A 25,831-nucleotide genomic window follows, 5' to 3' on the forward strand; every position below is an offset into this window, starting at 1 on the left:
CGATCTTGCCCGCATCCTTGTCGACGCACACCACGTCATGCCCGAAATCCGCAAAACAGGCCCCCGACACAAGGCCTACATAACCCGTGCCGATCATCGTGATTTTCATAAAGCCGCACAGCCCCTGCTGTAGGAAGGAGCGCTCGCCCTAGCACGCCCTTTGCGGATTACAAACAAGGAGTGAGGACGCCAAAGAGGGCGAGGATGCCGTCTCTGTGCCGCGATGCAATAGGCTGGACTTTGCCGAATGCCACTCCTAACACAAGCCCAAACTATGGGCTGACGAGTGCCAATGCTAAAAATTCCTGATCGCGTCGGGCGCGTACCGACTCTCTTTATCGCTTCGGTCCTGATTCCTACGGCGATTGCCGCCCTATATTATGGTTTGAGCTCCGACCTTTATATCTCTGAATCGCATTTCGTTGTGCAGAACGCGGAAAAGAGCGAACCTTCCAGCTTGGGAGCGCTGATCAAGTCCGGCGGTAATTCCAGCAATGAGGGCTATGCCACGCGCGACTATATCCTGTCGCGGGACGCCCTTGCGAAACTCAATCGCGACGGTCTGGTGACCAGAGCCTATGGCAATGATTCTATTTCCGTCCTGAACCGTTTCGACCCTTGGCGGTCGGGCGTGTCGCGCGATCGGTTGTTCAATTTCTACACCAAGAAGATCGAAGTCGCCTATGATGCGGGTGCTTCGATCACAACGCTGAAAGTGCGCGCCTTTGCCCCGAAGGACGCGTATGAAATCAACCGCCGGTTGCTCGCCCAAGCCGAAACGCTGGTCAATGATCTGAACCAGCGGTCACGCGCCGACCTTATCAGCTATGCGTCGAAGGAACTGGAAGAGGCCAAGGCGGCTGCGCGCAAGGCCGCGCTCGCCCTTTCCCAATATCGCAATCAGGAAGGCGTGGTCGATCCTGAACAGCAGGCGACCGTCCAATTGCAGATGATTTCTAAGCTGCAGGATGAAATGATCTCGACCAAAACGCAGTTGGTCCAGCTGCGCGCCTTCACGCCGCAGAATCCGCAAATTCCGATTCTTCAAACCCGCGTGCGCGAATTGAGCCGGGAAATCGACCAGCAGGTTGGTCTGGTGGCCGGCAACCAGAAATCGCTGGCCGCCACGGCGGCGCAATATCAGCGGCTGCAACTTGAAAGCCAGCTCGCCGACAAGGTGTTGGCGGCGGCGATCACGTCGTTGCAGGATGCGCGGAACGAGGCGCGTCGCAAGCGCGCCTATGTCGAGCGTATTGTGGAACCCAATATCCCGGATTATCCCACCGAACCGCATCGCATGCGCGCCATTCTGGGCGTATTCGCCGTCGGCATGGTCGTGTGGGCGGTGCTGTCGATGCTGGTCAGCGGTATCAAGGAACATAAGGACTGATGGACGGGAATGGTCCGGAGGTGCCGCGCACCAGCTTCGCGCACTCCTTCGCGATTCAGCGGCGGGTCATTCATGCGCTCATCCTGCGTGAGGTCATCACGCGCTTTGGCCGGCACAATATCGGCTTTCTGTGGCTGTTCGTCGAACCGATGATCTTCACGGTCGGCGTGACGCTGATCTGGAGCGCGTTAAAGGCCGTTCATGGATCCAGCCTGACAATCGCGGCATTCGCGGTGACGGGCTATTCGAGCGTGCTGGTCTGGCGAAACATGCCATCGCGGCTGGTGGATTCGATCGAGCCCAATTTGTCGCTGATGTATCACCGCAATGTGAAGATCTTCGACATATTCGCCTCACGCCTGTTGTTGGAAGGGGTCAGCGTCGCGACGTCCTTCCTGGTGTTGACGATCATTTTTGCCGCGATCGGTTGGCTCAGTCTGCCGGAGGACCCCCTCAAAGTCGTCGGCGGATGGTTGATGCTGGCCTGGTGGGGTTGCGCGCTCGGCATGTTCGTCGGCGCGCTGTCACACCGATCCGAACTGGTCGATAAATTCTGGCACCCGATGCAATATCTTTTGTTTCCACTGTCAGGATCTGGATTTTTGGTAGACGCGTTGCCGCCCGAGTTCCGCGAATGGGTGCTGTTGCTGCCAATGGTTCATGGCGTCGAATGTGTGAGGGACGGATTTTTCGGGTCCGAGTTTGTTGCGCATTACGACTTGGGTTATATGGCGACAGTCAATCTGGTATTCACCTTGCTCGGTCTGGTCGAAATCCGCCGCGCGAGCCGCAATCTGGTGCCCGCATGATCCGTCTGGAAAATATCAGCAAGGCGTATCGCACGCGTACGGGCCGGCATTGGGTCTTCAAGGATGTGGGCTTCACGATCAACCGTGGCGAAAAAATCGGCATTTTGGGTCGTAACGGCGCTGGGAAGTCCACACTCATCCGGTTGATAGGTGGTATCGAACAGCCTACCGGCGGTCGGATCGTGGGCGACATGTCGATATCCTGGCCGCTCGCCTTTTCCGGTGCATTTCAGCATTCGCTGACTGGTCTGGATAATCTGAAGTTTATTTGCCGTGTCTATAACAAGGATCCGGAAGAGGCCGAACAGGCGGTGGAGGAATTCGCCGAGCTGGGCCGATATCTCAAGGAGCCGATCAAGACCTATTCTGCCGGTATGCGTGCGCGATTGGGTTTCGGCATTTCCCTGGCCGTCGATTTCGATTGCTTCTTGATTGATGAGATTGTGGCGGTAGGCGACAAGCGTTTTCAGGAAAAATGCTATAACGAACTGTTCGTCAAGCGTAAGGACCGTGCGATGATCATCGTGTCGCACAACGACAATTTTGTGCGCGATCGTTGCGATCGCGCCGCCGTTCTGGCGCGCAGCACGTTGACCGAATTCGACGACATGGACGAGGCCTTTGCCTTCTACCAGGCCAACGCTACCGGATGAAATGGTCGGTTTGGCGGTTGAGGCGGCCGACGCCGGGAGCATCTAGGCCCACGCATCGCCGCCTCTTGATCGATGTCTCTACGATTGCGCAGCATGACGCGGGCACTGGTATTCAGCGGGTGGTTCGGGCGCTCTGGCAGTGTTTTATCCAGGCAGAGCTGAAGGATGTCCTCGTAGTGCCGGTCGCGGCGACGGCGAGGCGCGGCTACGCGGTTGCGCACTATGATCCGGACAGTCTGACATTCTCGTTGCCCGCCCGGTCCGCTCCATTGGTGAAAGCCGCCTCGGGCGATATTTTCCTGGGCCTTGATCTCGCTGCGCACAGATTGATCCGCCATCGGCGGCAGATCGCCGGCTGGCGGCGCGCGGGGGCTTCCATCAATCTGGTCGTCTATGACCTGTTGCCGCTTCAACGGCCGGACTGGTTTCCAGAAAGCACCGGGCGGAATTTCCGGGGATGGATCAAGGTGCTGATGCGCCATGCCGATCGCGCCATCTGTATTTCGGAGCAGGTGGCGCGCGATTTGCACGATATGCTGCAAACCGCGCATGCGATGTCGCTTAACCGAATTGAGATTGGCGTCATGCCGCTCAGCGGCGCGATCGAGCAGTCCAGCCCCACCATGGGTATGAGCGCCGAAGAGGATGCCGCGCTTGCCCAACTGAACGGTCAGAAAATGGTACTGGTCGTGGGGACCATCGAACCGCGCAAGGGGCATGACAGCCTCATCGCGGCGATGGAGCATCTGTGGCAGATTGACCCCGCGGCGCCTTGGCTCGTCGTCGTCGGTCGCCCTGGTTGGCGCACCGAATCCTTGCAGGCGCATATGCGGGAGCTGGCGCGGCGGCAGCCGCGTTTCCTGTGGCTGGACAGCGCGACCGATGAAGTGCTGACCGCCATCTATGCGCGGGCGTCGCTGGTCGCGGTGCCTTCACGCGGGGAGGGCTATGGATTGCCGGTCGCCGAGGCGCTGCGTCACGGCCGCAAGGTGCTGGCGCGCGACCTGCCCGTGTTGCGCGAACTCGAGCGCCCCGGCCTTTATTTTTTCACTGACGAAGCGCCCGCTGGGCTCGCAGCCCGGTTAGTCGAGATTCTGCACCATCCAGATCCCGCACCTTATGTCGGTGCCGGCTGGGACGACAGCGCGCGGGCCTTGCTCCGCGCGCTGAAACTGGTCGACGCTTAAACGGTCAGCCGTTCGTCTTGATCGCCTGCATCATCACGCGCAGATTGGCGCGCCAATGCGGCGTCGTGCCACCCAGAGCGTCGAAGGTCGATGCCTTGTCCAGAACCGAATAATGCGGGCGAGCCGCGGGCGTCGGATAGGCGCTGGTCGGGATCGGCATGATCCGCGCCTCCTGGCTCAGCAAGCCGCTCGCCAGCCCTTCTTCCTGGATGGCGACCGCAAAATCATACCAGCTGGCAGCACCGCTGTCGGTATAGTGGTGAATGCCCGAAACGCCCTTGCTGGCCATGGTCCAGAGCGCTGACGCAAGGCCGGGCGCGTAGGTCGGCGTGCCGATCTGGTCGGCGACCACCCGGACTTCGGGTCGTTCCGCCATCAGGCGCAGCATTGTGCGCACAAAATTGCCGCCGGTAGGGGCATAGACCCAGGCCGTGCGCACGATCAGCGCATCCGGTCCGGCCAGTTGCTCGCCCGCCAGCTTGGTGCGGCCATAGGCGCTGAGCGGCGCGGTCTGCGCATCGGGGGCGTAGGGAATTCCCGCGCGTCCATCGAACACGAAGTCGGTCGACACATGGACGAACCGTGCCCCCACGGATCGGGCGGCGTCCGCCAGCGTCCCGGTCGCTGTGCCATTGATCGCCATTGCGGCGTCTTCTTCCGTTTCCGCCCTGTCCACGGCAGTATAGGCGGCGGCGTTCAGGATGAGATCCGGCTTTTCGCGCGTGACCAACGCCCCGACCGCGACGCTGTCGGTGATATCAAGTTCATCGACGTCGACGCACAGCAATGTCGCGTCGGCCGGCGCGGTTGCCTGCAAACCACGGCCAAGCTGGCCCTTGGCTCCTGTGATCAGCGTTTTCATGCGAAAGCCTCGATCTCGCTTAGCGCCTTGCCCTGTGCGTCCTTGCCCGACAGCTGTGGTTCCAGACCTTCCAGCGGCCATTCGATGCCGACGGCAGGATCATTCCACATCAGCGAATGTTCGGCGGACGGATCATAGGTCGCCGTGCATTTGTAGAGAAATTCGGTGCCGTCCTCCAGCGCGATGAAGCCGTGCGCAAATCCTTCGGGCACCCAGAACATGCGTTTGTTGGCAGCCGACAGCTCGACGCCGACCCATTTGCCGAAATGCGGGCTGGACCGGCGGATATCGACCGCGACGTCCCAGACCCGGCCGGCGGTCACGCGCACCAGCTTGCCCTGCGGATTGGGGTTCTGGAAATGCAGCCCGCGCAGCACGCCCTTGGCGGATTTGCTGTGATTGTCCTGAACGAAATTCAGATCCAGCCCGGCCGCCTTGAACGCGCCCGCATTATAGCTTTCGTAAAAGAAGCCGCGTTCGTCGCCGAACACGCGCGGTTCGATGATGACGGGGCCGGGGATGGCGGTCTCGATGATGTTCACGCAATCGCTCCCTTGCCGCCGAGCAGGCCCATCAGATAGTCGCCATAGCCGCTTTTGCGCAGCGGGGCCGCGACCTTTTCCAGTTGAGCGTCGTCAATGAAGCCCTGACGCCAGGCGATCTCTTCGGGGCAGCAGATTTTGAGGCCCTGGCGGTCCTCCGTCACCCGCACATAGAGCGCCGCGTCGAGCAGCGATCCGTGGGTGCCGGTGTCGAGCCAGGCATAGCCGCGGCCCATAATCTCGACCGAGAGCGCACCTTCTTCCAGATAGAGGCGGTTGAGGTCGGTGATTTCCAGTTCGCCACGCGGAGAGGGCTTGAGGTCTCGCGCCATATCGACCGCGCGGCCATCGTAGAAATACAGCCCCGTGACCGCATAGTTGGACCTGGGCTGCTCGGGCTTTTCCTCGATCGTTTCGGCGCGACCCTGCGCATCGAACGATACCACGCCATAGGCCTTGGGATCGCTGACATAATAGCCGAACACGGTGGCGCCATTGTCGCGCGTGCCGGCATTGCGCAACAGGTCGACCAGGCCATGGCCGTAGAAGATATTGTCCCCCAGCACGAGCGTGGAGGGATTGCTGCCCACGAAGTCCGCGCCGATATGATAGGCCTGGGCCAGCCCCTTGGGTTCGGGCTGCACGGCATAGGACAGGGACATGCCCCATTCGCTGCCGTCGCCCAGAAGAGCCTGAAAGGACGCCGCGTCATGGGGCGTAGTGATGATCAGGACGTCGCGAATGCCCGACAGCATCAGGGTGGACAGCGGATAATAGATCATCGGCTTGTCATAGACAGGCATCAATTGTTTCGAGACGCCTTTGGTCAGCGGATAGAGTCTTGTGCCGGACCCGCCGGCCAATATAATTCCCTTGCGCACATCAAGCTCCCTCAAAGACGGTCGCGGTGTAAGGTTGGCGGGTGTCGATTGCAAGGCGATGTTGCGGCGCGCAATGTCTAATTGTGTCGATGGGGGCGGCCCAGAACGAGACTCCGCATCTGGAAGGCCGAAGCGGCCGGCCGCCCGGGGGCGTGGCATTGCTGCGCTGCCGCGCAGTCGCCTCGCGGTGACGAGCGCCGTCGCATAGGTGCCAATCTCCGCGCCAAGCCGGCTGCCGATGTTGCAATGCGGGACAAAGCTGGGGTTTATGATTGACAGGTGCGACCATGGCGTCAGAAGGTGCGGCCATTCAGTCTGGGGGCGGTTAAGGGTGGACGATATAGTGTCGACGGAAAAAGCGCAGGCATCGGGCGGGGCGAAATCAGGTCAGGCACAAAAGGTGGGGGCGTCCGCCCCTGTTTCCCCGTCAGCCAGACGTACGGCGGTGATGATTGTCGCGATGCACCGTTCCGGTACCAGCGCCCTGTCGCGCGCGCTCAACCTGCTCGGCGGTGACATGCCGCCGCGCCTGATCGAGGCTGACCAGTGGAACGCCGCCGGCTACTGGGAATCCAAGCCGATCAAGGACCTGAACGAGGAAATGCTCGTGTCGGGCGGCGGTGAATGGTCGGAATGGCTGGAATTCAATCCCGACTGGTTCAAATCCTCCGCGATGCAGCGATTTCGCGATCGCGCGATCGAACTGGTGGGCAGCGAATTTACCGACTCGCCGCTCTTCATCTTCAAGGACCCGCGGCTTTCGATCCTGATGCCGTTCTGGCGATCAATCTTCGACGAATTGGGTATTGATCAGGTAGCTATCCATCCGCTGCGCAATCCCGTCGAGGTCGCGCGATCGCTGGAGCGGCGCAATAATTTCCTGATGTCCAAGGGCGTCTTGCTATGGTTGCGCTACACGCTCGACGGCGAGCGCGGAACCCGCGGGTTGCGCCGCATCTTCACGACGTTCGATGATCTGTTGGAAGACCCGGCCGGCCTCATCGAGCGGACGCAGGACGATTTGGGGCTGATCTGGCCGCGCAATTCGGTCAAGGCGCGCCGTGAAATCGCGCAATTCCTTTCTGCCGACATGCGCCATCACCGCGATGGCGCACGGGTACTCCGTTCGCTCAGCTACGGTTCCGACTGGGTGGTTCGGACATATGAGACGCTGATGGGCTTTGCCGCCGATGGCGAGAATGCGGACGGACGTGCGGCGCTGGATGAGGTTCGCGCGCAATTCGTCGCGGCGAGCCATGCCTTTGGCACGATCGCGAAGGATAATGAGGATCGGCACGCCAAGATCGCGCAGTTGCAGCAAGACCGCGAGAAGGCGGGCGCGCGTCAGGCCGAACTGGAGAGCAGTGCAGCCGCTGCACAAGCAGAGCTTGATGCCCTGCGCGCCGGGAAAGTAGAGCTTGAGCGCAATCTTTCTTCGACGCAAGAGCGCCTTGCAGCGTTGCAAACGGGGCAGGAAACGGCTGAACGGCAATTGGCCGAGGCCCGGAAGGAGAGGGACGGGTTGCGTGAGCGCGCTCGTTCGCTGGAGCAGCATGTCGCTGGCTCCCGCAAACAGGCCGAGGAACTGAAGCTCGCGCAGGCTGAGGTCGAGGCCCGCGCTGTGAAGGCACAGGAACAGGCTGAGGCGATCCAGCGCGCCAAGGAAGCGCTCGAGGCGCGCCATCTGGCTACGCAGAAGGAGCGCGATACGCTGCGCGAAATGCGCGCCAAGCTGGAAGGAGACCTGTCCAACGCCTTCGCCGCGGTGAAGGACGCGCAGCAGCAGGCGGATGCGGCTCGGCAGAAGCAGGAAGAAAGCGCCGCAGCGATCGAGGAGGCTCAGCGCCGCGCCGACGAGGCAGAGCGGGAGGCCGCCACGCGCCAGGAGGAAAGTGCGCAGGCTCTGTCGGATGCCTTGCGCAAGCTGGGCGATGCGGAACAGGCATCATCCGACCATCAGGTAAAGGCGGCGCAGACCGAAGCGCTCGCCAAGCAATGGGAGGAGCGGGCAGCGCAACTCTCCGGTCAGCTGGCACAGGAGCGCTCCACCCACCAAGAAGAGCTAAAGCGGCTCCAGGATGATCTGGCGCAGACGGATAGCGCCCTGCGCCAGCGGCAGCTGGAAACCGAACAGGCGGCCGAAGCCTTGCTCAATGCCCGGAACGAATGGCACGAGCAGCAAGGTGCTGACGCGAAAGCGCGCGCCGAGCTTGAGCAATCCCTGTCGCAGGCACAGTCCAGGCTTCGTGATCTGGAGCGCGCGAAGGCAGCGGCGGAGGAGGCGCTCAAGGCCCGCTTCAGTGAGATCGCGACATTGACCGAGCAATTTGCTCTGCGCGAAATGGAACTCGCGCAGGCGCGCCAGTCGCTGCTTGCGGCGAACCAGTCCTTGGCCGACCGTGACGCGCAATTGCGCGCGGCCGATGAGCATCATCAGGCGGACCGGGAGCGGCATAGCGCTGCTTTGGAAAGGGCGAACCGCTCCATCACCACGCTCGAGCAGAATCTGCGCGAGCGTACGGCGGAAACCATCCAGCTTCAGGGCGCGGTCAATCATCGCGAACTGGAACTGGCCCAGACGCGCCAGATGCTGGACGATGTTCGCCAACGCCAGGACGATGCCGAAGCCAGTCTTGCCGAACGCAATGGTGCGATCGAGCGGCTTCGCGCGGACCTCGATGAACAGACCCGCATGCGCGACAAAGAGCAGGAAAGACTGCGGCAGGTGCAGGCGCAGGTCGACGACCTTCAACAGGCCCTCGCCGACCAGGAAAGGGCATCGACGCAAAGGCTTGATGCGGTATTGCAAAATCAGCGCGATATCGAAGCTGATCTTGCCCAAAGGGATGTCGCGCTGCGTGAGCATCGGCAGCGGCTGGAGGACGCGCGGGTACAGGAGGGCGCTCGCACCGAGGAACTGGACCGCCTGCGCACCGAAATGGCGCAGCACGCTGCCGAGAGTGACAGGCTGCGCAAGGCTCATACGGATGCTGTAAAGGCGGTCGAAGCCGACCTTCAGGACATGACGCGAAAGAGGGAAATCCTTCGCGCGACGGCTCTGGCCAGTCAGCAAAGCAATATCGACCTCTATAATCGCTTGCTATCGTCGCTGGAAACGATGTTGGCGCAAGCGGTCTTGCCATTCCCCAAACTCACGCGAAAGAAAACCGAACAGCAGCAACGCCGCCTGATCATCGACCATGCCGGCTTTGATGCCGACTGGTATGTATCGGCCTATCCGGATGTCGCCGTTTCACCGCTCGATCCGGCGCTGCACTTCATTCGCCACGGCCTTGCCGAAGGGCGCTCGCCCAATGCGAAAATGGCCGCGCTGCGCGAGTTGGCCCAGTCAGCCGCGAAGCGCTAGGATGACTGCAGGGCGCGGGGGAAGGCTTGCATCAACAGGGTGGTTGCCATAGTCGCCGCACCATCCTTCGGTACTTGGTTCGTGAGCCGAAACCATCATGCGATAGCCTGAAGCGGGGCAGTTTTGAACAAAGGAAGCGGTGCGGTGGAAGATTTGGAAAGCCAGGGGAATGCAGGCGGCGGCGCCGCGATGGCGGATGACCGGGCCACTGCCGAATTGCGGTTTTTACGCGCACAACTGGCTGACGAGACGGCGGCGCGTCAGGCCGCTGAGGCTCAGGTCAAGCGCCTTGACGACGAACATCGCAAGCTCAAGGGCGAGTTGCTGGCCGCTAAGGATCAACAGGCAACGACCGTGCGTGAGCATGAAGCCGCACTGGATGCTCGTTTCAAGGAAAATGCAACGCTGATGTCCGCGCTCAAGCGTGCGCAGGATCGGGAAGGACGCGTTCAAGAACTGGTGGCGCAGGCCGACAAGGCGCATCTGTTGTTCACACGCCTGCTCGGCGCGTTATTGCGTCAAGCGGCGCCGAAATACCTGCCGGCCAATGTCCGTTTGCAGCGCAAATGCGCGTTGCTGGATACGCATAGCCTGTTCGACGCTACCTGGTATCTTAACCAGAACCCTGATGTGTCCGAAGCCGGCGTTAATGCCGCCGAACATTTCGTGACCCATGGCCTTCGCGAAGGACGCTCGGTCAATCGCACGATGGAGGATTTGCGCCGCTGCGCAGCCGCCCTCCAGGAAAAGCCGCGCTGAACCTGTTGCCGATATCCGGCTCCATGTCTGGCGCCGCTCGATTCCATGAAGGCTGATAATGCTGACTTTTGATGATCTGGCCCGCGAAGTCGAACAATCGGGGCTGTTCGATGCCGACTGGTATGTGAAGACCTTCCCGGACGCGCGCCTGGTGGACGTCACCCCGATCCAGCATTTCGTGCGCTTCGGTCTTCTTCTCCAGCGTGATCCCGGCCCCAAGTTTGACACACGGCATTATGTGGAGGTCAATCCCGATGTCGTGGCGGCGGGCATGGATCCGTTGCTTCACTATATTCGCCATGGCGAGGCGGAAGGGCGCGAGCCGCTGCCCGCGCGCAAGTCGCCGGTAAGGCTTGTCGACTCCGTCGCAAAATCGCATCAGCCGATGCCAAGTCCGGTCGAAATGACCTGCGATATCCGTCATGCAACCGATGCGTTCGGGTTGCGCGGGCTGGAGCCCAACGCGCCACTGGCGGTCGTCCTCAATCTCGCGCTTAAAGATGACGGCGCACAAATCCGGCAGCTGCTTTCCCGCCTCGGTGCGCTCGACCTGTTCCTGATGGGAGCGATTGATCGGCTCGGCGTTGAGGCGTTGTCGGACAACATCGTATCGCTGACGTTGCTTGGCGACCCAGATGAGGCGGGGAATGCCCGAGGTTTTGCGCGTGTTGCAGGCTCCGGGGCGCTGGATGGCTATGAAGATATCCTCTGGATATCGCCGCAGGATGGTTCGGGCGAATCGCTTGACCAGGCGTTCGCTTTTCAATCAACCTTCGTTGGGGATGCGCAGTGGGGTTTGGCAGGTGCCCACGCGTCTGTGCTCAACCGGCAGGATGCGGAGCGCAAGCTGCTGATTGACGCGCTCAATACGGCGTTGCCACGCCTGGGCCTGACCCTTGGCCAGGATCCTCTGCATCTGGTCGGCGGCGCGGCGATCTGGCTCAAGCCTTTGCTCGGGCGGCCCCTTGCCGTGGCTGTGCGTGCCGCTGAATTGGCTGGTGCGGGGGACGCCAGCAAATTTCCCGGACGCGATACGGTTCTGGGGATTTTGGCCGCCGTTGCCCGGGAAGGGGGCATGGAGGTTCGCAACGCCGCGCGCGGGCCGGCGCAAGCAGCCGCGCCTGACCGCCCTCTCAAGGCTGTGGCTTTCTACCTGCCGCAATTTCATCCGATCCCGGAAAATGACAAATGGTGGGGCAAGGGCTTTACCGAATGGCAGAATGTCGTGCGCGGAAAGCAATTGTTCCGCCACCATTATCAGCCCCGCGTGCCGGCAGACCTTGGCTATTATGACCTGCGCCTTGAAGAGACGCAGGTGCGCCAGGCGGAACTTGCAAGCGAATTCGGCATCCATGGCTTCTGCTTCTATTATTACTGGTTCAACGGCAAGAAGCTGCTCAATCAGCCAATCGAGCAGTTCGCCAGGTCGTCGCGCATCGACACCGGCTTTTGCGTATGCTGGGCGAACGAAAACTGGTCGCGCAATTGGGACGGGCAGAACCGCCACGTCCTGATGCAGCAGGATTATTCGCTCGAAAGCAATATCGCCTTCATTCACGAAATGATCCCGATGATGAAGGATCCGCGTTGGATTCGTCATTGCGGCAAGCCGGTTCTGCTTGTCTATCGCATTTCAATCATTCCCAACTGGCTGGAAACCGCGCGCATCTGGCGCGAGGAATGCCGCAAGGCCGGTCTTGGCGAGATCCACCTGTGCGCGGTGCGCTTTGGTCTTGAATCGCTGGCAGGCCAGCCGCAGGATCACGGGCTCGACAGCTATGTCCTGTTCCCGCCGCATGAAGGCGCGCGGGTCGATCTGCGCGCCAAGGTGCATGATCTGCATAAGGATTTCGGTGGCGAGATTTTCGACTATGGTGCCGTCGTCGATGGCGATGTCGAACGCTATGCCGACGGCTATGAATGGCCCGTGCACCGCGGCGCGATGCTGGGTTGGGACAATATGGCGCGCCGCCTGACCGATGCGCGCGTCTTCCATGGCGCGACCCCGCAGGGGTTCCGGCGCTGGATCAAGGGCATATTGGATCAGGAAAGCCGCCATAACAGCGCGCCTGAAACGCTGATGTTCATCAATGCCTGGAATGAGTGGGCGGAAGGCACCTATCTGGAGCCCGACCAGCGTTGGGGCAGGACGAACCTGGCCGCGTTCCGCTCTGCGGTTGACGCGACGCCGGGAATGAAGGCGGTCACGCTGCCGGCCGGCATCGCCGCTGCGCCCAAGCAGGAAGGTCGGCTTGCCCATCTGGGCAGCCCGCTGGCGCCGGACGGCACCATGCCGCGCGGCCCGGTCTGGTATCGCGGCTACAGGGAGGTGGATCCGACCAAGCCGACGATCCTGCTATGCGCCCATATTTCCGGGCATCAGCTGTTCGGCGGCGAACGCAGCTTGCTCGATGTACTCGAAGCGCTGGCGACGATGCCGGTCAATGTCATCATGACGCTGCCCAGCGACAATAACCGGGCCTATATCGAGGCGATCCAGAAGCTGTGCGCGGGCGCTTATGCCTTCCGCTATCCGCAATGGATGGACAATCGCGACAATTATGCATGGCTGATGCTGGACTTCGCCGACATCATCGCGCGCCATGCCATCGATATCGTCCATGCCAACACCATCGTCCTGCTGGAACCGATCGCGGCGGCGCGGCGCATGGGGCGCACGGCGCTCAGCCATGTCCGGGAACTCATCTCACTCGACAATGGCCTTCAGGAGCGCATGGCGCTCACCACCGGGGAGATCATCAGCACGGTGCTCGACCGCACCGACTGGCTGATCGGCAATTCGCGCGCCACCTGCGAGTTGTTCGCCCGCGACAATCGAACCCTCTACGTGCCCAATGCGGTCACGGTTGAGGATTTCGAGATGCGCAACCTGTTCGGCAACACGATCAAGTTCGGCATCGTCAGTTCCAATATCCCCAAAAAGGGCATCGCCGATTTTGTGGAAGTCGCCCGCCTGGCGGCTGCCCGCACCAGCCGCGCCAAGTTCGTCATCATTGGCCCGCGCACCGCGCAGATCGATGCTTGGATGGACGAGGTCGCGAAGGGCGAGCGCCCCGACAATCTGGTCTTCGCCGGCTACAAGGACAGCGCCCGGTCGGCCATGTCGGAACTCAATGTCCTGCTGAACCTGTCCACTTTCGCCGAATCCTTCGGCCGGACGGTCGCCGAAGCTTTGGCGGCCAAACGCCCCGTCATCGCCTATCATTGGGGCGCGCTGCCTGAGCTTATCCAGCATGGCGAAACCGGCTATCTGGTGCCGTTCAAGAATGTCGCTGCCGTAGTCGATGCGGTGGCCGACCTGTGCGAGAATGACGCCAAGATCGGAGCCATGGGGGAAAAGGGCGCCGCCTTCATCCGCCAGAATTTCTCGCAGCAGCGCCTGCGCGATCATGTCGGCCAGGCTTATGGCCGGATCGTCGGTCGGCCGATGACTCCGCAGAGCGATGTGGGCAACGCCAAACCCATCGATATCGCCGCCCAGACCATCGGTGCGGCCGTGCCCTGCACCATCGTCATGCCCGTCTACAATGCTCCGGAGGAAGTGCGGGCCTGTATCGCCTCCGTCATCAAGCACACAAATTTGAAGGACAATCAGCTGCTCGTCATCGACGATGGCAGCCCCGATCCGGCGGTTGGACCCGTGCTCGACAGTTTTGCCGGAACGCCGGGCCTCACCATCATGCGTTCCCCTCGCAATCTGGGATATACCAAGACGATCAACCTTGGCATCGGCCAGGCCGCCGGGCGCGATGTCATCCTCTTGAACAGCGATACGGTGGTCACGCCGCGCTGGCTGGAGGGTCTGCGCGCCACCGCCTATGGCCGGCCCAATGTTGGCACGGTCACGGCCATGGGCGACAATGCCGGCGCCTTCTCCTTCCCGCTTCATAACCAGAAATGCGACAAGCCCGATCATCTGACGCATGAGGAATATGCGTTGATGATGGTTCAGGCGGCGGTCGATTGCGCCGCGCCTGAAGTGCCGACCGGCTCGGGCTTCTGCATGTATATCCGGCGCGCCATGATGGACGCATGCGGCACGTTTGACGAGGAAGGCTTCCCGCGCGGCTATGGTGAGGAGAATGACTTCTGCATGCGGGCGATGAAGGCGGGCTGGGTCAACCTCATCTCGCCCTGGGCGTTCGTCTTCCACATCCGCACCGCCAGCTTCAAGGGTGAGAAGGACAAGCTGGTCAAGGAAGGTGTCGATGTCGTGATGAAACGCTATCCCGACTATGCCCGCCTCGTAAAGGCCGCCTTTTCCGGGCCGGACATGACCGCCCTGCGCCAGGCGACGGCGCGCGTGACGCAATGATGGGTCAGCACCCCAAGCGGTGCTAGGACAGCAGAAATTCGAGGACCGACATGCATCATTTCCTGATCGTCAAGGCAAAGAGCAAATCTGCGAAACAGACACTTTTCGATCGGTTGATCAAGGGGCTCGATCATCTTGTTCCGTATGAGCCGCATCGTCGAAAAATATTGTCTTTGGCGGATGATGTATATTTTGCGTCTACCGAAAGTCATGATTTCCTGGGCTTGGGGGAAAAGAGCGGTCAATTTGGCGAGCGGTTCATAGCCTATGAAGGTTTTTGCTTCCTCAAATCACGCGGTGAAAATACGCTCGATTTGTTCCGCGACATATTTCAAAAGCGGAGCATTTTTGAAGCAAATGATTATCTCGATGGCGAGTTTTGCGCCGTAAACTATGAAGAAAATGGCGACACGATAAATGTAATCTCGGACTTTACCGGCCTACGACCGATTTATTATCTGAACAACGAAGATTATTTTGCTGCCTCCAACCGGCAAATGTTCCTGAACCCTCTGTTGACGAGGTCGGGCAGGCTGGAAACCGATTGGCAGCAGATCGCAGACCTTGTCGCAAAGGGCAATAAATTCACGGAGCGCTCGTTCCTGAAGGGCGTCCGAATGGTGCGGCCTGGCTTTGCGATACAATGGTCACAAGGTTCGGATTTGAATATACGGCGTTCTGGAACACCGATTTTCACCGCGCGGGGAGAGCCGGGGCGGGGCGATTATATCCGGTCCATATCGGAGATCATCCACAATTTCGATTCGCTCGATTACTTCCCCGGATTGGACGGCCAGCCCATCCGAATTTCGCTGACGGGTGGTGAGGACTCCCGATTGGTGCTGGCCGCCGCGACGCAGAGTCGGATCGCTGACCGAATTGAAGCCTTCACATATGGCTTTCCGGACAACCCGGACATTGCCGCCGCCGCAATTGTTGCGGAGAAAGCGGGCGTCAAACACGTCACAAATATCCACACACCGCCCAAGGTGGCGACAGAACGCCCGATGGATGCGATCTGGACGGATTTGCGACGGCACGCCTTCCGCTATGAAGGGGCGCCTGGCGCTTGGGACGGAGGGGCGGCCACGGCAACGCAGACGCGCCTTGATCTTGTCGGCTACTTCGATGCCTATTTCAAACGTGTGCGGGCAAGCAGCGCGGAGATTGATGTCACATCGCGCGACGTGGCGCGAAAATTCATGCGCGAACCGCAACAGGTTTATGATCCCATGGGTATCCTGCTGCCGGAAGCGGTCGACTATGATCAGTCGCTGGATGACGAATGGATGGAGTCGGCATTGGCGCAGGGCGCCGAGCTTAACGATCTACCGGAACTCTATTATTTCGACTTTCGACTCCCGTGGTGGGGCGGGGCGATGGCGGCCAATGTGGGAACCATTTATCGGCTTGCGCCCTTGGCCTCGAAATATGCGTCACGCACCGGGCTGAAGCAGTCACTTGCCGATCGACGTGGTCGGAAATTCATCTTTGAAGCCATGATGACACTGCGGCCGGATTTGTTGGCAATTCCTTATCTAAACAAAAAATGGCCAGACCACTATCAGGATCGCGCCCTGAACGTGAAACTGCCGGGGGTCGAACTGAAGTTGCCAGTGCCTCAACATCCTTCTGCACCTTGGCAGGTTACCCTAGCGAAGAGTGGCGGACAATTTATCAAAGACTATCTGGAAGCACATAAGTTTTCTGGCGTGGAGAGCGTAATCGACGTCAAACGCTTTACGGAGTTTCTGGATAATCCCGCACTGATTAAAAACACTCCGACTGTGCGTACAATCGCTAACATCTGCGAAATCCTGATTTTGACCGCCAATGACCAAAGCAGGGCACCGGATAAAATTGAAAATTCCAGGCTGCCGTCCGGGGTGATGATAACAAATATCGCCGAATTGTCGCATCGACGCGAACAGGCTTCAGTCAATATTGATACTTCCATGCAGCGAAAGCGTAATTTTCACATTCCATTTCCTCGGGTGAATCTGCGTAATTTTCGTATTGATCCCGCCGAAAGACCTTGTGATATCACAATTGAAAAATTGATCCTGAGTTACGCAGATGGCCGTGTGGTTGAGATAAATGCATCACAATATAGATGTAATTCACAATTGAAAGTCGTCTCAGCATCAGGCAAAGAGGTTAAGCTCACTTCAACAGGTGACGATCCGCAAATATATTTTAACAATATAGATAATATGTCTGAAATTAAAAGCTGCGATATCATGGCTTTAATGCCTCAGGACGGGGGAAGGCTGGAAGTCTTTTTTGACCAGGGGACCGGATTTTCCCGCGAACATATGGTCGCCCATTCATATTGACCCGGCTCAAAAGCTTCTTGGCGGCAGATCCATGCTTTGGCTGGGAATCTATTATGACCCCTTGGGCATGTGATTCGTTTCATACTCATTGCGGCAGTCTCATACGCGAATTGATTGGGTGTCGGGCGCTGCTCTTTCGGTCGTCTCCCACTATCGGCGTAAGCACTGACTATCTTATTGCGACTGCACCATTTTCAATAGGTTTGCCATCACAAGACGGTCGCTAGATAGCTTCGACGAAGGCCGAAAACCCTCGATTGAACCGACAAAATAAGGTTAATTTGCTGTTAGTCCTTGCTTTGCTGCGACTGCGAGCACACAATCAAGACGATAACATATTTTATTGCCGCAAGCGGCCGGCCTCAGGGTGCAGCTTAGGGCATAGGCCCAAGCTTGCCGCAATTTGATTGCTGTGTAATGCGAGGGCAAAGTGCATAAATTGATCCCGGCGGAAGCCGCTCCGGCTGAGCATGTGGCGCTGATCAAGCAGTCTCCCTTGTTCAATGAGAATTGGTATCTTCGGACCTATCCCGATGTTCAAATCTTGGGCGTGGACGCCGCTGCGCATTATCTGTGGTTGGGATCGCTGCTGCGGCGCGATCCGTCGAGCGAATTCAGCACGAGCGGCTATCTGGAAATGAATCCGGATGTGGGCGCGGCGGGCATGAACCCGTTGCTCCATTATGTGAAGAACGGGCACCGCGAAAACCGCCGCCTCGGTCCGCGTCGGCGCGCGCTCGATCCGGCATCCTGGAAGCAGGGGGACGTGCCCGTTATCGCGGACGCTCCGTCTGTCCTGCTGTGCGCCCATGAAGTCAACGCGCATATGTTCGGCGGCGAACGCAGCTTCATCGACATGCTCGATGCGCTGGGGCAGATGCGCCTCAACATCTATGTTGCCGTGCCCAAGGAGGGCAATCCCGACTATATCGAATTGCTCCGCTCGAAATCCTGCGGCCTGTTCGCCTTCCCCTACGGGCAATGGACCAAGAACCGGGGGCCTGACGAAACCTCTATCGAGGATTTCACGCACATCATCGAACAGTGCAATATCAGCCTCGTCTACTGCAATACGATCGTGCTGGTCGATCCGTTGATCGCGGCGCGCCGGGCAGGGCGGGTGACGGCGATCCATGCGCGCGAACTGATCGACCATGACGAACATCTGTGCAACCGCATGGGCATGGATGCGAAGGGCATTATCGATCGCATCCTCCAGCAAACCGATTATGTGATCGCCAATTCCGCCGCCACGCAAAAGCTGTTCGAGCGCAGCAAGCGCAGTTTCCACGCGCCCAATGTCGCGAAGGTCGATGCGCTCGACATGGCCAATGTCGTGCAGGACCGGATCGTGTTCGGCATTGTCAGCTCGAACATCCCCAAAAAGGGCATAGCCGATTTTGTCGAGGTCGCGCGCCGTGCGGAATCTGCGGCGCCCAACGCCTTCTTCCGCGTCATCGGCCCCGAAAACGACTATGTCGCCGAATTGAAGGCCGCCGGCCTGCCGGGCAATCTCGAATTCGCCGGTTATGCCGACACCCCGGCCGAGGCGATGGCGCAGCTCAACGTCGTGCTCGCCCTGTCGCATTTCGCCGAATCCTTCGGCCGTACTGTGGCGGAAGCACAGGCCGCGCGCCGGCCGGTGATCGCCTATCGCTGGGGCGCGGTGCCCGAACTGATCGACGACAACCAAAGCGGTTTCCTCGTCGATTATAAGGACATCGACGCAGTCGTAGCGCGCGTCGTCACGCTGTGCCAGGATCCCGATCGTATCGCGACCATGGGCGATGCTGGACGTGAGAAGATCCTGCGCCAATTCGCGCCCGTCGTGCTGCGCAACAATTTGCGGCATGCGCTTTCGACCATGCTGAACGAGCCGGTGCCGCTGCGCATCGACGAAACACGGCGGCTGACCATCATCGTGCCCGTCTATAATGCGCCCGAAGCCGTCGAGCGCTGCCTGCAATCTGTGCTGACCCGCACCGACCTGACCCGGCACCGGGTGCTGATGATCAACGATGGCAGCAGCGATGACCGGGTGCAGCCCTTGCTGGAGCGGTTTGCGCTCAACCCGGGCTTTAACCTGCTCGTAAACCCGCAAAATATGGGCTATACCCGCACCATCAATCGCGGCATCGCTTGGGCCGGCGATGATGACATTTTGCTGCTCAACAGCGACACCATCGTCCATGACGGCTGGATCGAGGGGATGCGCAAGGTGGCGCTGGGCACGCCCAGGGCCGGCACTGTTACGGCCATGGGAGACAATTCAGGCAGTTTTTCCTTCCCCACGCCCAACATCGTCAATCCCCGCCCCGAAGGCCTGTCGCATGACGAATGGGCGCACCGGATCATCAGCTTCACGCAGGAATCCGATCCGATCGACGTGCCGACCGGCAACGGCTTTTGCATGTATATCCGCCGCGATCTGATGGATCATATCGGCCTGTTCGACGAAGAGGCTTTTCCCCGCGGCTATGGCGAGGAAAACGACTTTTGCATGCGCACGATCAAGGCCGGGTGGAAGAATTTCATCTCGCCCCATGCTTATGTCTTCCACCAGCGCACGGCCAGTTTCGGCGCGGAGAAGGATGGCCTCATCAAGACGGCGATGGAAATCGTGCATCAGCGCCACCCCGACTATGCGCGCAAGGTGAAGGCGGCGTTTGGATCTGGCAAGATGAAGCAGCTGCGCGCGCTCGCCGCCAAGGCCTATGAGGAGGGCGCGGTTGCTGCCCGTCCCGCCTGGCGCGAGGCGCCGGTGGGCGAGCCGGTGGACGGCAAGCAGCATCGCGTCGGGCCGGAACGCCGCTTCCTGTCGCTCAACCAGACGATGATCGACTGGCACAGCCTGCGCAGCAACGCGCCGCAGCGCGACCCCGACCTGGTGTCGATCATCGTGTGCGTTTATAATCAATATTCGCTGACCAACAAATGCCTCAACGCGCTGGTGCGCCAGTGCGGCCGCGCCAAGGTCGAGATCATCATGGTCAATAATGGCAGCGACGAGGAAACATCGGGTCTGCTCGACCAGTGGGCGGAGCGGGACGGCCGGATCAGCGTCATCCACAATTTCGACAATCTGAACTTCTCGCTCGGCAACAATGTCGGCTTTGCCGCGTCGCAGGGCGGCCGCATCATCTTCCTCAACAATGATACGGAAGTGCAGCCCGGCTGGTTGGAGCCTTTGCTGGCGCCCCTCGCTGATCCCGAAGTCATGGGTAGCCAGCCCAAGCTGCTCTACCCCGATGGCAAGGTGCAGTGCGTCGGCGTGGTGTTCTCCGGCAAGACGCCGCTTGGCTACCCCATCTATGTCGATGAGGATGCGGGTTCACCGCTGGTCGCGGACAATCGCCGCTTCCGCGCGATCACCGGCGCCTGCTTCGCGATGCGCGCCGCCGATTTCGCCGCGGTCGGCGGGTTCGACCCAATCTTCATCAACGGGCAGGAAGATATCGACCTATGCTATCGCCTGGGCGACGGTCGCCATGTCTTCGAATATGCCGCCGGCTCTACCGTCATCCATCATGAAGGCCGCACCAAGGGCAGGGGCCGCTTCATCATCCACAACCGCTACAGCTACACGGCCCGCTGGGGTGAGGCTTTCCCCGGCGATGACGTCGATTTCTACACCCGCGACGGATTTGTTGTTGCGGAATATATGATTGATCGTCCAGAACTGGAAACAGAAGGCATCGCCTGCTGGCGGGCGCGGATTGAGGCGAGGTAAATCTAGCCTATGCTACGGACGTATTTTGGCTGCTTCAATGGTTGACGCCGCTTAGCGAACAGCACTGTAGGGTGCTAGCAATCCGCTGATACTTTCTGCGATCCAATAGACCTCTGCTGCGCGCTCTATCGCATACATTTTGCCTGGCTGCATCTCCCTGAGCTTGTCTTTTGATCGATCGACCCTCGAGAAGTCTCCCCTGCGAAGGCTGGGGTTGAAATCAGGTATGAACATTTTGAGGTGGTGCAGATAGTCCGTTTCGATAGGCGTCAAAATGCTTGAGATCTTACTCCAATCTGTATCACTGCTTGGCACTTCTATGGATTTTGGACAGTTTATCGACAGTCTATATCGATGATTGATCCTGCTGATAATATCGTCGTTGCCTTTCAAGACCAATTGCGCGGCTCGCTCATTAAGTGCTGGTTTAGAGCCTACCAGTCCACTGGCGTTCATGGCTGTGAACATCTCGATCAGTCGTGAACTTCCAGCCGCCGATTTCCCTTCGATTTCTCTGCAAAATCGGCTGCGATAATCCTGGAGGACAACCATCTGTTCACTCGACAGAGAGGTATTTTCATTAATATGTTCGAGTTCGATTTCGACCTTCCCGGTCAAGTCGCGTAACAGTAATTCGAAGTCGGCGACGGCATTGCCCTCGACAAGATGTTTGCGATCGAACATGCGGACGTTGAGGCTGTTAACCTCAGGATGACATTGCCACGAAGCAAGATACCGATCAATCGGACGGATGTATCGATCCGGCCGAGGAAAGCGATAACTGGCCTTTATGGACTGTTGTGCAAGTGACAGATACATGCCGAGAGGGTCCCTAACATAGGATATAACGTCGACTTGTCTTGGCGCTGGATCAATGGACTTGAGCAATTCAATTATGTCATTAGGCTCAATGCTTAAAAAAGATTCCGAGGAAATGACGATATAATCAACAGACTTAGATATTATTTTCAATTCATCAATTGCTTTTAAGGCATATTTCCGTTGCTGTGCGTCATTTCCTCGAGTTGATTTTCCGACCAACGTTCCGAGACAAAAGTTTCCGCTCGTTCTGTGGTGCGAATAATAGCCGATCCCTGCGTCCCTCAGAGCGGCTTGCGCGTCGAACAGCGCAGCTTGAATGGCGGAACTCCCGCACTTGCCATCACCGATATGAACGATAAAGTTCGTCAAAGACCATTCTCCAGCTTAGATCGGCTAAGGCGTAAATGAGACACGGCGGGAATTCCAGTTGCTTTCTGCGTAGAAGCGCTACGAAGATGGTAGCTAGGCCAATCTGGCTCACATTTTCCATCCAAATTGTGAAGGGCTCTCGCATTCCCTTGCGTCAGATTGCTGATGTGATGTCACGACCAATCTGCTGAATTGTCATTGGATAGTGCAGTCGCTCAATGTGCCCAGTTTGATGGAAATTTGATGACCCAATTTACCACGATATCTGACGCTACTTTGGTTCCGGTTCGGGTTAAGAAGGACGGGCCTCCGGGAGCAATGATAGGTGGCGCGTTCGACGGAAACGGCGACTATGTGGACCAAAGTGCATTTTTTAGAGGGGACAGGCGATTTGTATATCGCCCCCGTGCGCCCACGTCGGCCGCGGATGGCACGATTGGTGAGCAAGCCATATTCGCCGGGTATCTTTATAATCACTTTGGTCATTTTCTGTTGGAATCGTTATCCCGTCTGCATGTTCTGCCGCAATGTCCGGACGCCCCTCTGCTGTGGGTCAAAGAGCGGGAAATGAAGCCGTGGCACCAAGTTATCTTTCGAATTCTAGGTGTTCAAAATCGACATATCTTCGTAACTGAACCGGCTAGGGTGCGATCTTTGGTCGTTGGAAATTGTGGATTTTCCATAGGGAACTATTTCAGGCCCTATCATGAACGATTTCTCGGCAAGGTCGAATGGCAGCCGATAAGCGGCAGGTGGATTTGGTTATCGCGCTCCAAGTTGGCGGCCGATTTGGGAGGGATAGACAACGAAACAGATATTGAAGCGGTCTTGGCTTTGAATGGTTGGACTATTTTTCATGCACAAGAACATAGCCTTGAACAGCAGGTTAAAATATTATCTGATGCGGAACGAATAGCGGGCTTCGAAGGATCTGCATTTCATCTGTTGGTTTTGCTGGATCAAATCCATGCGCGAATTGACATATTCTCGCGGGGATCATCGATAAATCGCAATTTCGATCTGATCGCGCAAGCGAAGCGGCTTGATCAAAGAGTTCATGGTGTCGCGATGGAGCAAATTTCAGGTGCGCGGTCATTTTCACGATACAGGATCGGAGATCTGGATGAGGTGGTCGCGAAGTTAGCTGCGGCTTGAATCGGGTCTTTCCGGAGCAAACAGCCTTGTGCGCCGTTATCTGAGGGAATTGCATAAGGATGAACATTTTGCACCCTCTGCTTACGTGCGTCAGTGTTGTAACAGCAGGCTTGCTGGCCGCTGCAAACGCTTCCGCCCAACCCCAACAACGCCTGTCGCTCGATTTCGACCAGCAACAGGCCATGAAAGCCAAAGGTGCGACCGCCATCCTCGACCCGCGCACCAATCAGGAATTTCGCGCCACCATCGACAAGGGCACGCGCGCGGCGGAGCGGCCTCAACTCGTTTCTCAAGCCTGTCATACGCCGCCCAGTTGCCTGCGCGTCTCGCTTGACCCCAGCGCCAAGGGCGCGGCGAAAAACAAGATCATGTACAGCTTCTGGTCCCATTATAAACCGCTGCCGGGTGGTGAGCAGGGGCGGATGGTCATTGGCGACGATCGGGTGACGCGCATCCGTTTCGCCATGAAGCTGGGCGAGGATTATGACACGCCCCCGCACCAAATGATCCATTTCCAGATTTTCCAGCCCAAGGAAAAGGGGAAGGTGAACAAGGTCAAGAGCGTCAACCCCGGCGGCCCGATCCTGTCGCTGCGCATCGTCCCGCAATCCCGGCGCAAGAATAAATCGTCCGGCGTCGAGGAGTTCATCATCGTCGCCCGCAGCCCCGACGCGCAGAACCTCAAATATTATGACAAGCGGGACGCGGGCGTGCTGTTCCGCGGACAGGTGCGCAAGGGGCAGTGGAATGACTATTCCTTCGTCCTGCAATCGGATGACCGGAATGGCGAGATGATCGGGCGCGTCGGCTTCTGGCTGAACGACGTCAAGAAGTTCGACCGACCCGTCGAATGGGGCTTCGATCCCGCCCGCTATGGCGTCAGTCCGAAGCTCGGCTTCGAACTGGGCAGCTATCGCAGTGCCGATCCCAGCGGCCACCAGACCGTCTATTTCGACGACATCCGCCTCGACCGCTGACGGCTTGCTAAAGCGCATAAGAAAAGCCCGCCGGCGCATTGCTGCATCGGCGGGCTCTTTTTGCGCCTGTGACAGCGCGGTGGGCTTGGGAGCCGCACCCTAAATAGGTGCGGCCCCGGCATTTTCAAAGGGCTCAGCCCTCGTCGCTCTGCTGCAGGTAATCGCCTGCGTCGGCGTCGGTGCCGTGGGCTTCCCCTTCGACCATCGCCAGCGGATCATTGCCGATCGCCGCTTCAGGACCCTGCGCCAGTTCGGCGGCATGTTCCTCGGCAGCGGTCTTGGGCGCGATCAGATGCGCTTCGTTCGACACCCGCAGCGCGGCCCGCAGCGCCGCGTCACGCGACGAGGCGGCGACCCGCATCCGGTTCATGCCAGCGCCCGTGCCCGCCGGGATCAGGCGGCCGACGATGACATTTTCCTTAAGGCCCACGAGCGTGTCCTTCTTGCCCTGGACAGCCGCTTCGGTGAGGACGCGAGTGGTTTCCTGGAAGGACGCGGCCGAGATGAAGGACCGGGTCTGCAGCGACGCCTTGGTGATGCCCAGCAGCACCGGCTTGCCTTCGGCCGGCTGCATGCCAGCGCCCAGCTTGGCGTTCACTTCGTCCATTTCCTCGCGGTCGACCTGCTCGCCCACCAGCAAGGTGGTATCGCCCGACACGGTGATCTCGACCTTTTGCAGCATCTGACGAACGATCGTCTCGATATGCTTGTCGTTGATCTTCACGCCCTGCAAGCGATAGACTTCCTGGATTTCCGCGACCAGATATTCGGCCAGCGGCTCGATGCCGAGAACTTCCAATATGTCATGCGGGTCGGGCGAACCGCCGATCAGGTTGTCGCCACGCTTGACATAGTCGCCTTCCTGAACGTCGATCACCTTGCTCTTGGGGATCAGATATTCGACCGGCTCGCCGCCATCCTCGGGATTGATGGCGATCTTGCGCTTCGCCTTGTAATCCTTGAGGAACTGGACGCGGCCCGACACCTTGGCGATGATGGCGTTGTCCTTGGGCTTGCGCGCTTCGAACAGCTCAGCGACACGCGGCAGACCGCCCGTGATGTCGCGGGTCTTGGCCGCTTCACGGCTGACACGCGCCAGCACGTCACCGGCCTGCACCTGCGCCCCATCATCGACCGACAGGGTCGCGCCGATCGCCAGCATATAGCGAGCAGCTTCCCCGGACTGGTCGTCGAGCAGGGTCAGGCGCGGACGCAGATCCTCCTTCGACCGGGCCGATCCGCGATGTTCGGTGACGACGCGCTGGGCGATGCCCGTCGCTTCGTCGGTCTGTTCGGTCAGCGTCTTGCCGTCGATCAGGTCCTGATACTTCACGATGCCCGGCTTTTCGGTGATGACCGGCATGGTGAACGGATCCCATTCGGCAATCCGGTCGCCCTTGGCCACCGCGGCGCCATTTTCGAACAGGATGGTCGCGCCATAGGGCAGGCGATGGGTCGCGCGCTCGCGGCCCTCGCTGTCGATGATCGCGATCTCGCCGTTGCGGGCGAGGCTCAGGCGACGGCCATTCTTGTCGGTGATGGTCGGCATGTCGCGCAGCTCGATTGTGCCGTCCGCCACGCTTTCCAGGTTCGACGTCTCGTTGAAGTTCGCCGCGCCGCCGATGTGGAAGGTCCGCATGGTGAGCTGCGTGCCCG

16 protein-coding genes and 1 pseudogene are annotated in these 25,831 nt (G+C 59.3%); 11 read left to right on the plus strand and 6 right to left on the minus strand.

Going from position 1 to position 25,831, the window contains the following annotated elements; translation table 11 throughout:
• Positions 1-109: hypothetical protein (locus B2V90_RS06610; RefSeq protein ID WP_293920506.1), on the minus strand; the 109-nt coding region annotated here is incomplete at its 3' end.
• Between the two features lie 348 nt (positions 110-457).
• On the opposite strand from B2V90_RS06610, the gene B2V90_RS06615 reads away from it, so the two are divergent.
• The 4 genes from B2V90_RS06615 to B2V90_RS06630 all read left to right on the plus strand — a co-directional run bounded on the left by B2V90_RS06615 (position 458) and on the right by B2V90_RS06630 (position 4,039).
• Positions 458-1,390 carry a hypothetical protein gene (locus tag B2V90_RS06615; protein ID WP_293920494.1) on the plus strand — a complete coding sequence of 311 codons (933 nt, stop codon included), beginning with the start codon at positions 458-460 and terminating at the stop codon, positions 1,388-1,390.
• Positions 1,390-2,199, plus strand: a complete 810-nt coding sequence (locus B2V90_RS06620; protein ID WP_009822222.1) for an ABC transporter permease — start codon at positions 1,390-1,392, stop codon at positions 2,197-2,199. The genes B2V90_RS06615 and B2V90_RS06620 overlap by 1 nt, the downstream gene beginning before the upstream one ends.
• Entirely contained in the window at positions 2,196-2,852 is a 657-nt protein-coding gene (locus B2V90_RS06625; protein ID WP_009822221.1) for an ABC transporter ATP-binding protein, read from the plus strand. The genes B2V90_RS06620 and B2V90_RS06625 overlap by 4 nt, the downstream gene beginning before the upstream one ends.
• Before the next feature lie 65 nt (positions 2,853-2,917).
• A complete protein-coding gene (locus B2V90_RS06630; RefSeq protein ID WP_228222740.1) occupies positions 2,918-4,039 on the plus strand; it encodes a glycosyltransferase family 4 protein in 1,122 nt (373 codons plus the stop codon).
• A gap of 4 nt (positions 4,040-4,043) precedes the next feature.
• Here B2V90_RS06630 and rfbD read toward each other — a convergent pair whose 3' ends face one another.
• Genes rfbD through rfbA form a run of 3 tightly spaced genes read right to left on the minus strand, consistent with a single transcriptional unit; the run spans position 4,044 to position 6,324 of the window.
• The gene (rfbD, locus tag B2V90_RS06635; protein ID WP_228222741.1) at positions 4,044-4,901 is read right to left on the minus strand and encodes a dTDP-4-dehydrorhamnose reductase; all 858 of its coding nucleotides are present in this window, start codon (positions 4,899-4,901) and stop codon (positions 4,044-4,046) included.
• Complete coding sequence (rfbC, locus tag B2V90_RS06640) at positions 4,898-5,443, minus strand: dTDP-4-dehydrorhamnose 3,5-epimerase (RefSeq protein ID WP_009822218.1); 546 nt, start codon at positions 5,441-5,443, stop codon at positions 4,898-4,900. The genes rfbD and rfbC overlap by 4 nt, the downstream gene beginning before the upstream one ends.
• Positions 5,440-6,324: a glucose-1-phosphate thymidylyltransferase RfbA gene (gene rfbA / locus B2V90_RS06645; protein WP_228222742.1), complete on the minus strand. Its 885-nt coding sequence runs from the start codon at positions 6,322-6,324 to the stop codon at positions 5,440-5,442. The genes rfbC and rfbA overlap by 4 nt, the downstream gene beginning before the upstream one ends.
• Positions 6,325-6,784: 460 nt before the next feature.
• On the opposite strand from rfbA, the gene B2V90_RS06650 reads away from it, so the two are divergent.
• The 5 genes from B2V90_RS06650 to B2V90_RS06670 all read left to right on the plus strand — a co-directional run bounded on the left by B2V90_RS06650 (position 6,785) and on the right by B2V90_RS06670 (position 20,852).
• Positions 6,785-9,691, plus strand: a complete 2,907-nt coding sequence (locus tag B2V90_RS06650) for a hypothetical protein (protein WP_228222743.1) — start codon at positions 6,785-6,787, stop codon at positions 9,689-9,691.
• A 144-nt stretch (positions 9,692-9,835) separates the two neighbouring features.
• Positions 9,836-10,450 (plus strand): hypothetical protein, encoded by a 615-nt coding sequence (locus B2V90_RS06655; protein WP_009822215.1) that lies wholly within the window; start codon positions 9,836-9,838, stop codon positions 10,448-10,450.
• A gap of 58 nt (positions 10,451-10,508) precedes the next feature.
• Positions 10,509-14,786 carry a glycoside hydrolase family 99-like domain-containing protein gene (locus tag B2V90_RS06660; RefSeq protein WP_228222744.1) on the plus strand — a complete coding sequence of 1,426 codons (4,278 nt, stop codon included), beginning with the start codon at positions 10,509-10,511 and terminating at the stop codon, positions 14,784-14,786.
• 50 nt (positions 14,787-14,836) lie between these two features.
• Positions 14,837-17,122, plus strand: a complete 2,286-nt coding sequence (locus tag B2V90_RS06665) for an asparagine synthase-related protein (RefSeq protein WP_228222745.1) — start codon at positions 14,837-14,839, stop codon at positions 17,120-17,122.
• 430 nt (positions 17,123-17,552) lie between these two features.
• Entirely contained in the window at positions 17,553-20,852 is a 3,300-nt protein-coding gene (locus B2V90_RS06670; protein WP_228222746.1) for a glycosyltransferase, read from the plus strand.
• A 51-nt stretch (positions 20,853-20,903) separates the two neighbouring features.
• Here the strand turns inward: B2V90_RS06670 and B2V90_RS06675 are convergent, their stop codons facing one another.
• The gene (locus B2V90_RS06675) at positions 20,904-22,043 is read right to left on the minus strand and encodes a hypothetical protein (protein WP_228222747.1); all 1,140 of its coding nucleotides are present in this window, start codon (positions 22,041-22,043) and stop codon (positions 20,904-20,906) included.
• A gap of 243 nt (positions 22,044-22,286) precedes the next feature.
• Here B2V90_RS06675 and B2V90_RS06680 point away from each other — a divergent pair, with 243 nt between their 5' ends.
• Positions 22,287-23,198, plus strand: coding sequence for a glycosyltransferase family 61 protein (locus tag B2V90_RS06680; protein WP_228222748.1), 912 nt, complete (start codon positions 22,287-22,289; stop codon positions 23,196-23,198).
• 68 nt (positions 23,199-23,266) lie between these two features.
• On the plus strand, positions 23,267-24,175 hold the full coding sequence (locus B2V90_RS06685; protein ID WP_228222749.1) for a polysaccharide lyase: 909 nt from the start codon (positions 23,267-23,269) through the stop codon (positions 24,173-24,175).
• Positions 24,176-24,308: 133 nt separating this feature from the next.
• Here B2V90_RS06685 and B2V90_RS06690 read toward each other — a convergent pair.
• Positions 24,309-25,831: pseudogene (locus B2V90_RS06690) on the minus strand (DNA-directed RNA polymerase subunit beta'); the annotation flags it as partial.

The sequence above is a fragment of the Sphingobium sp. UBA5915 genome, from assembly GCF_002431195.1.
GTDB lineage: Bacteria > Pseudomonadota > Alphaproteobacteria > Sphingomonadales > Sphingomonadaceae > Sphingobium > Sphingobium soli.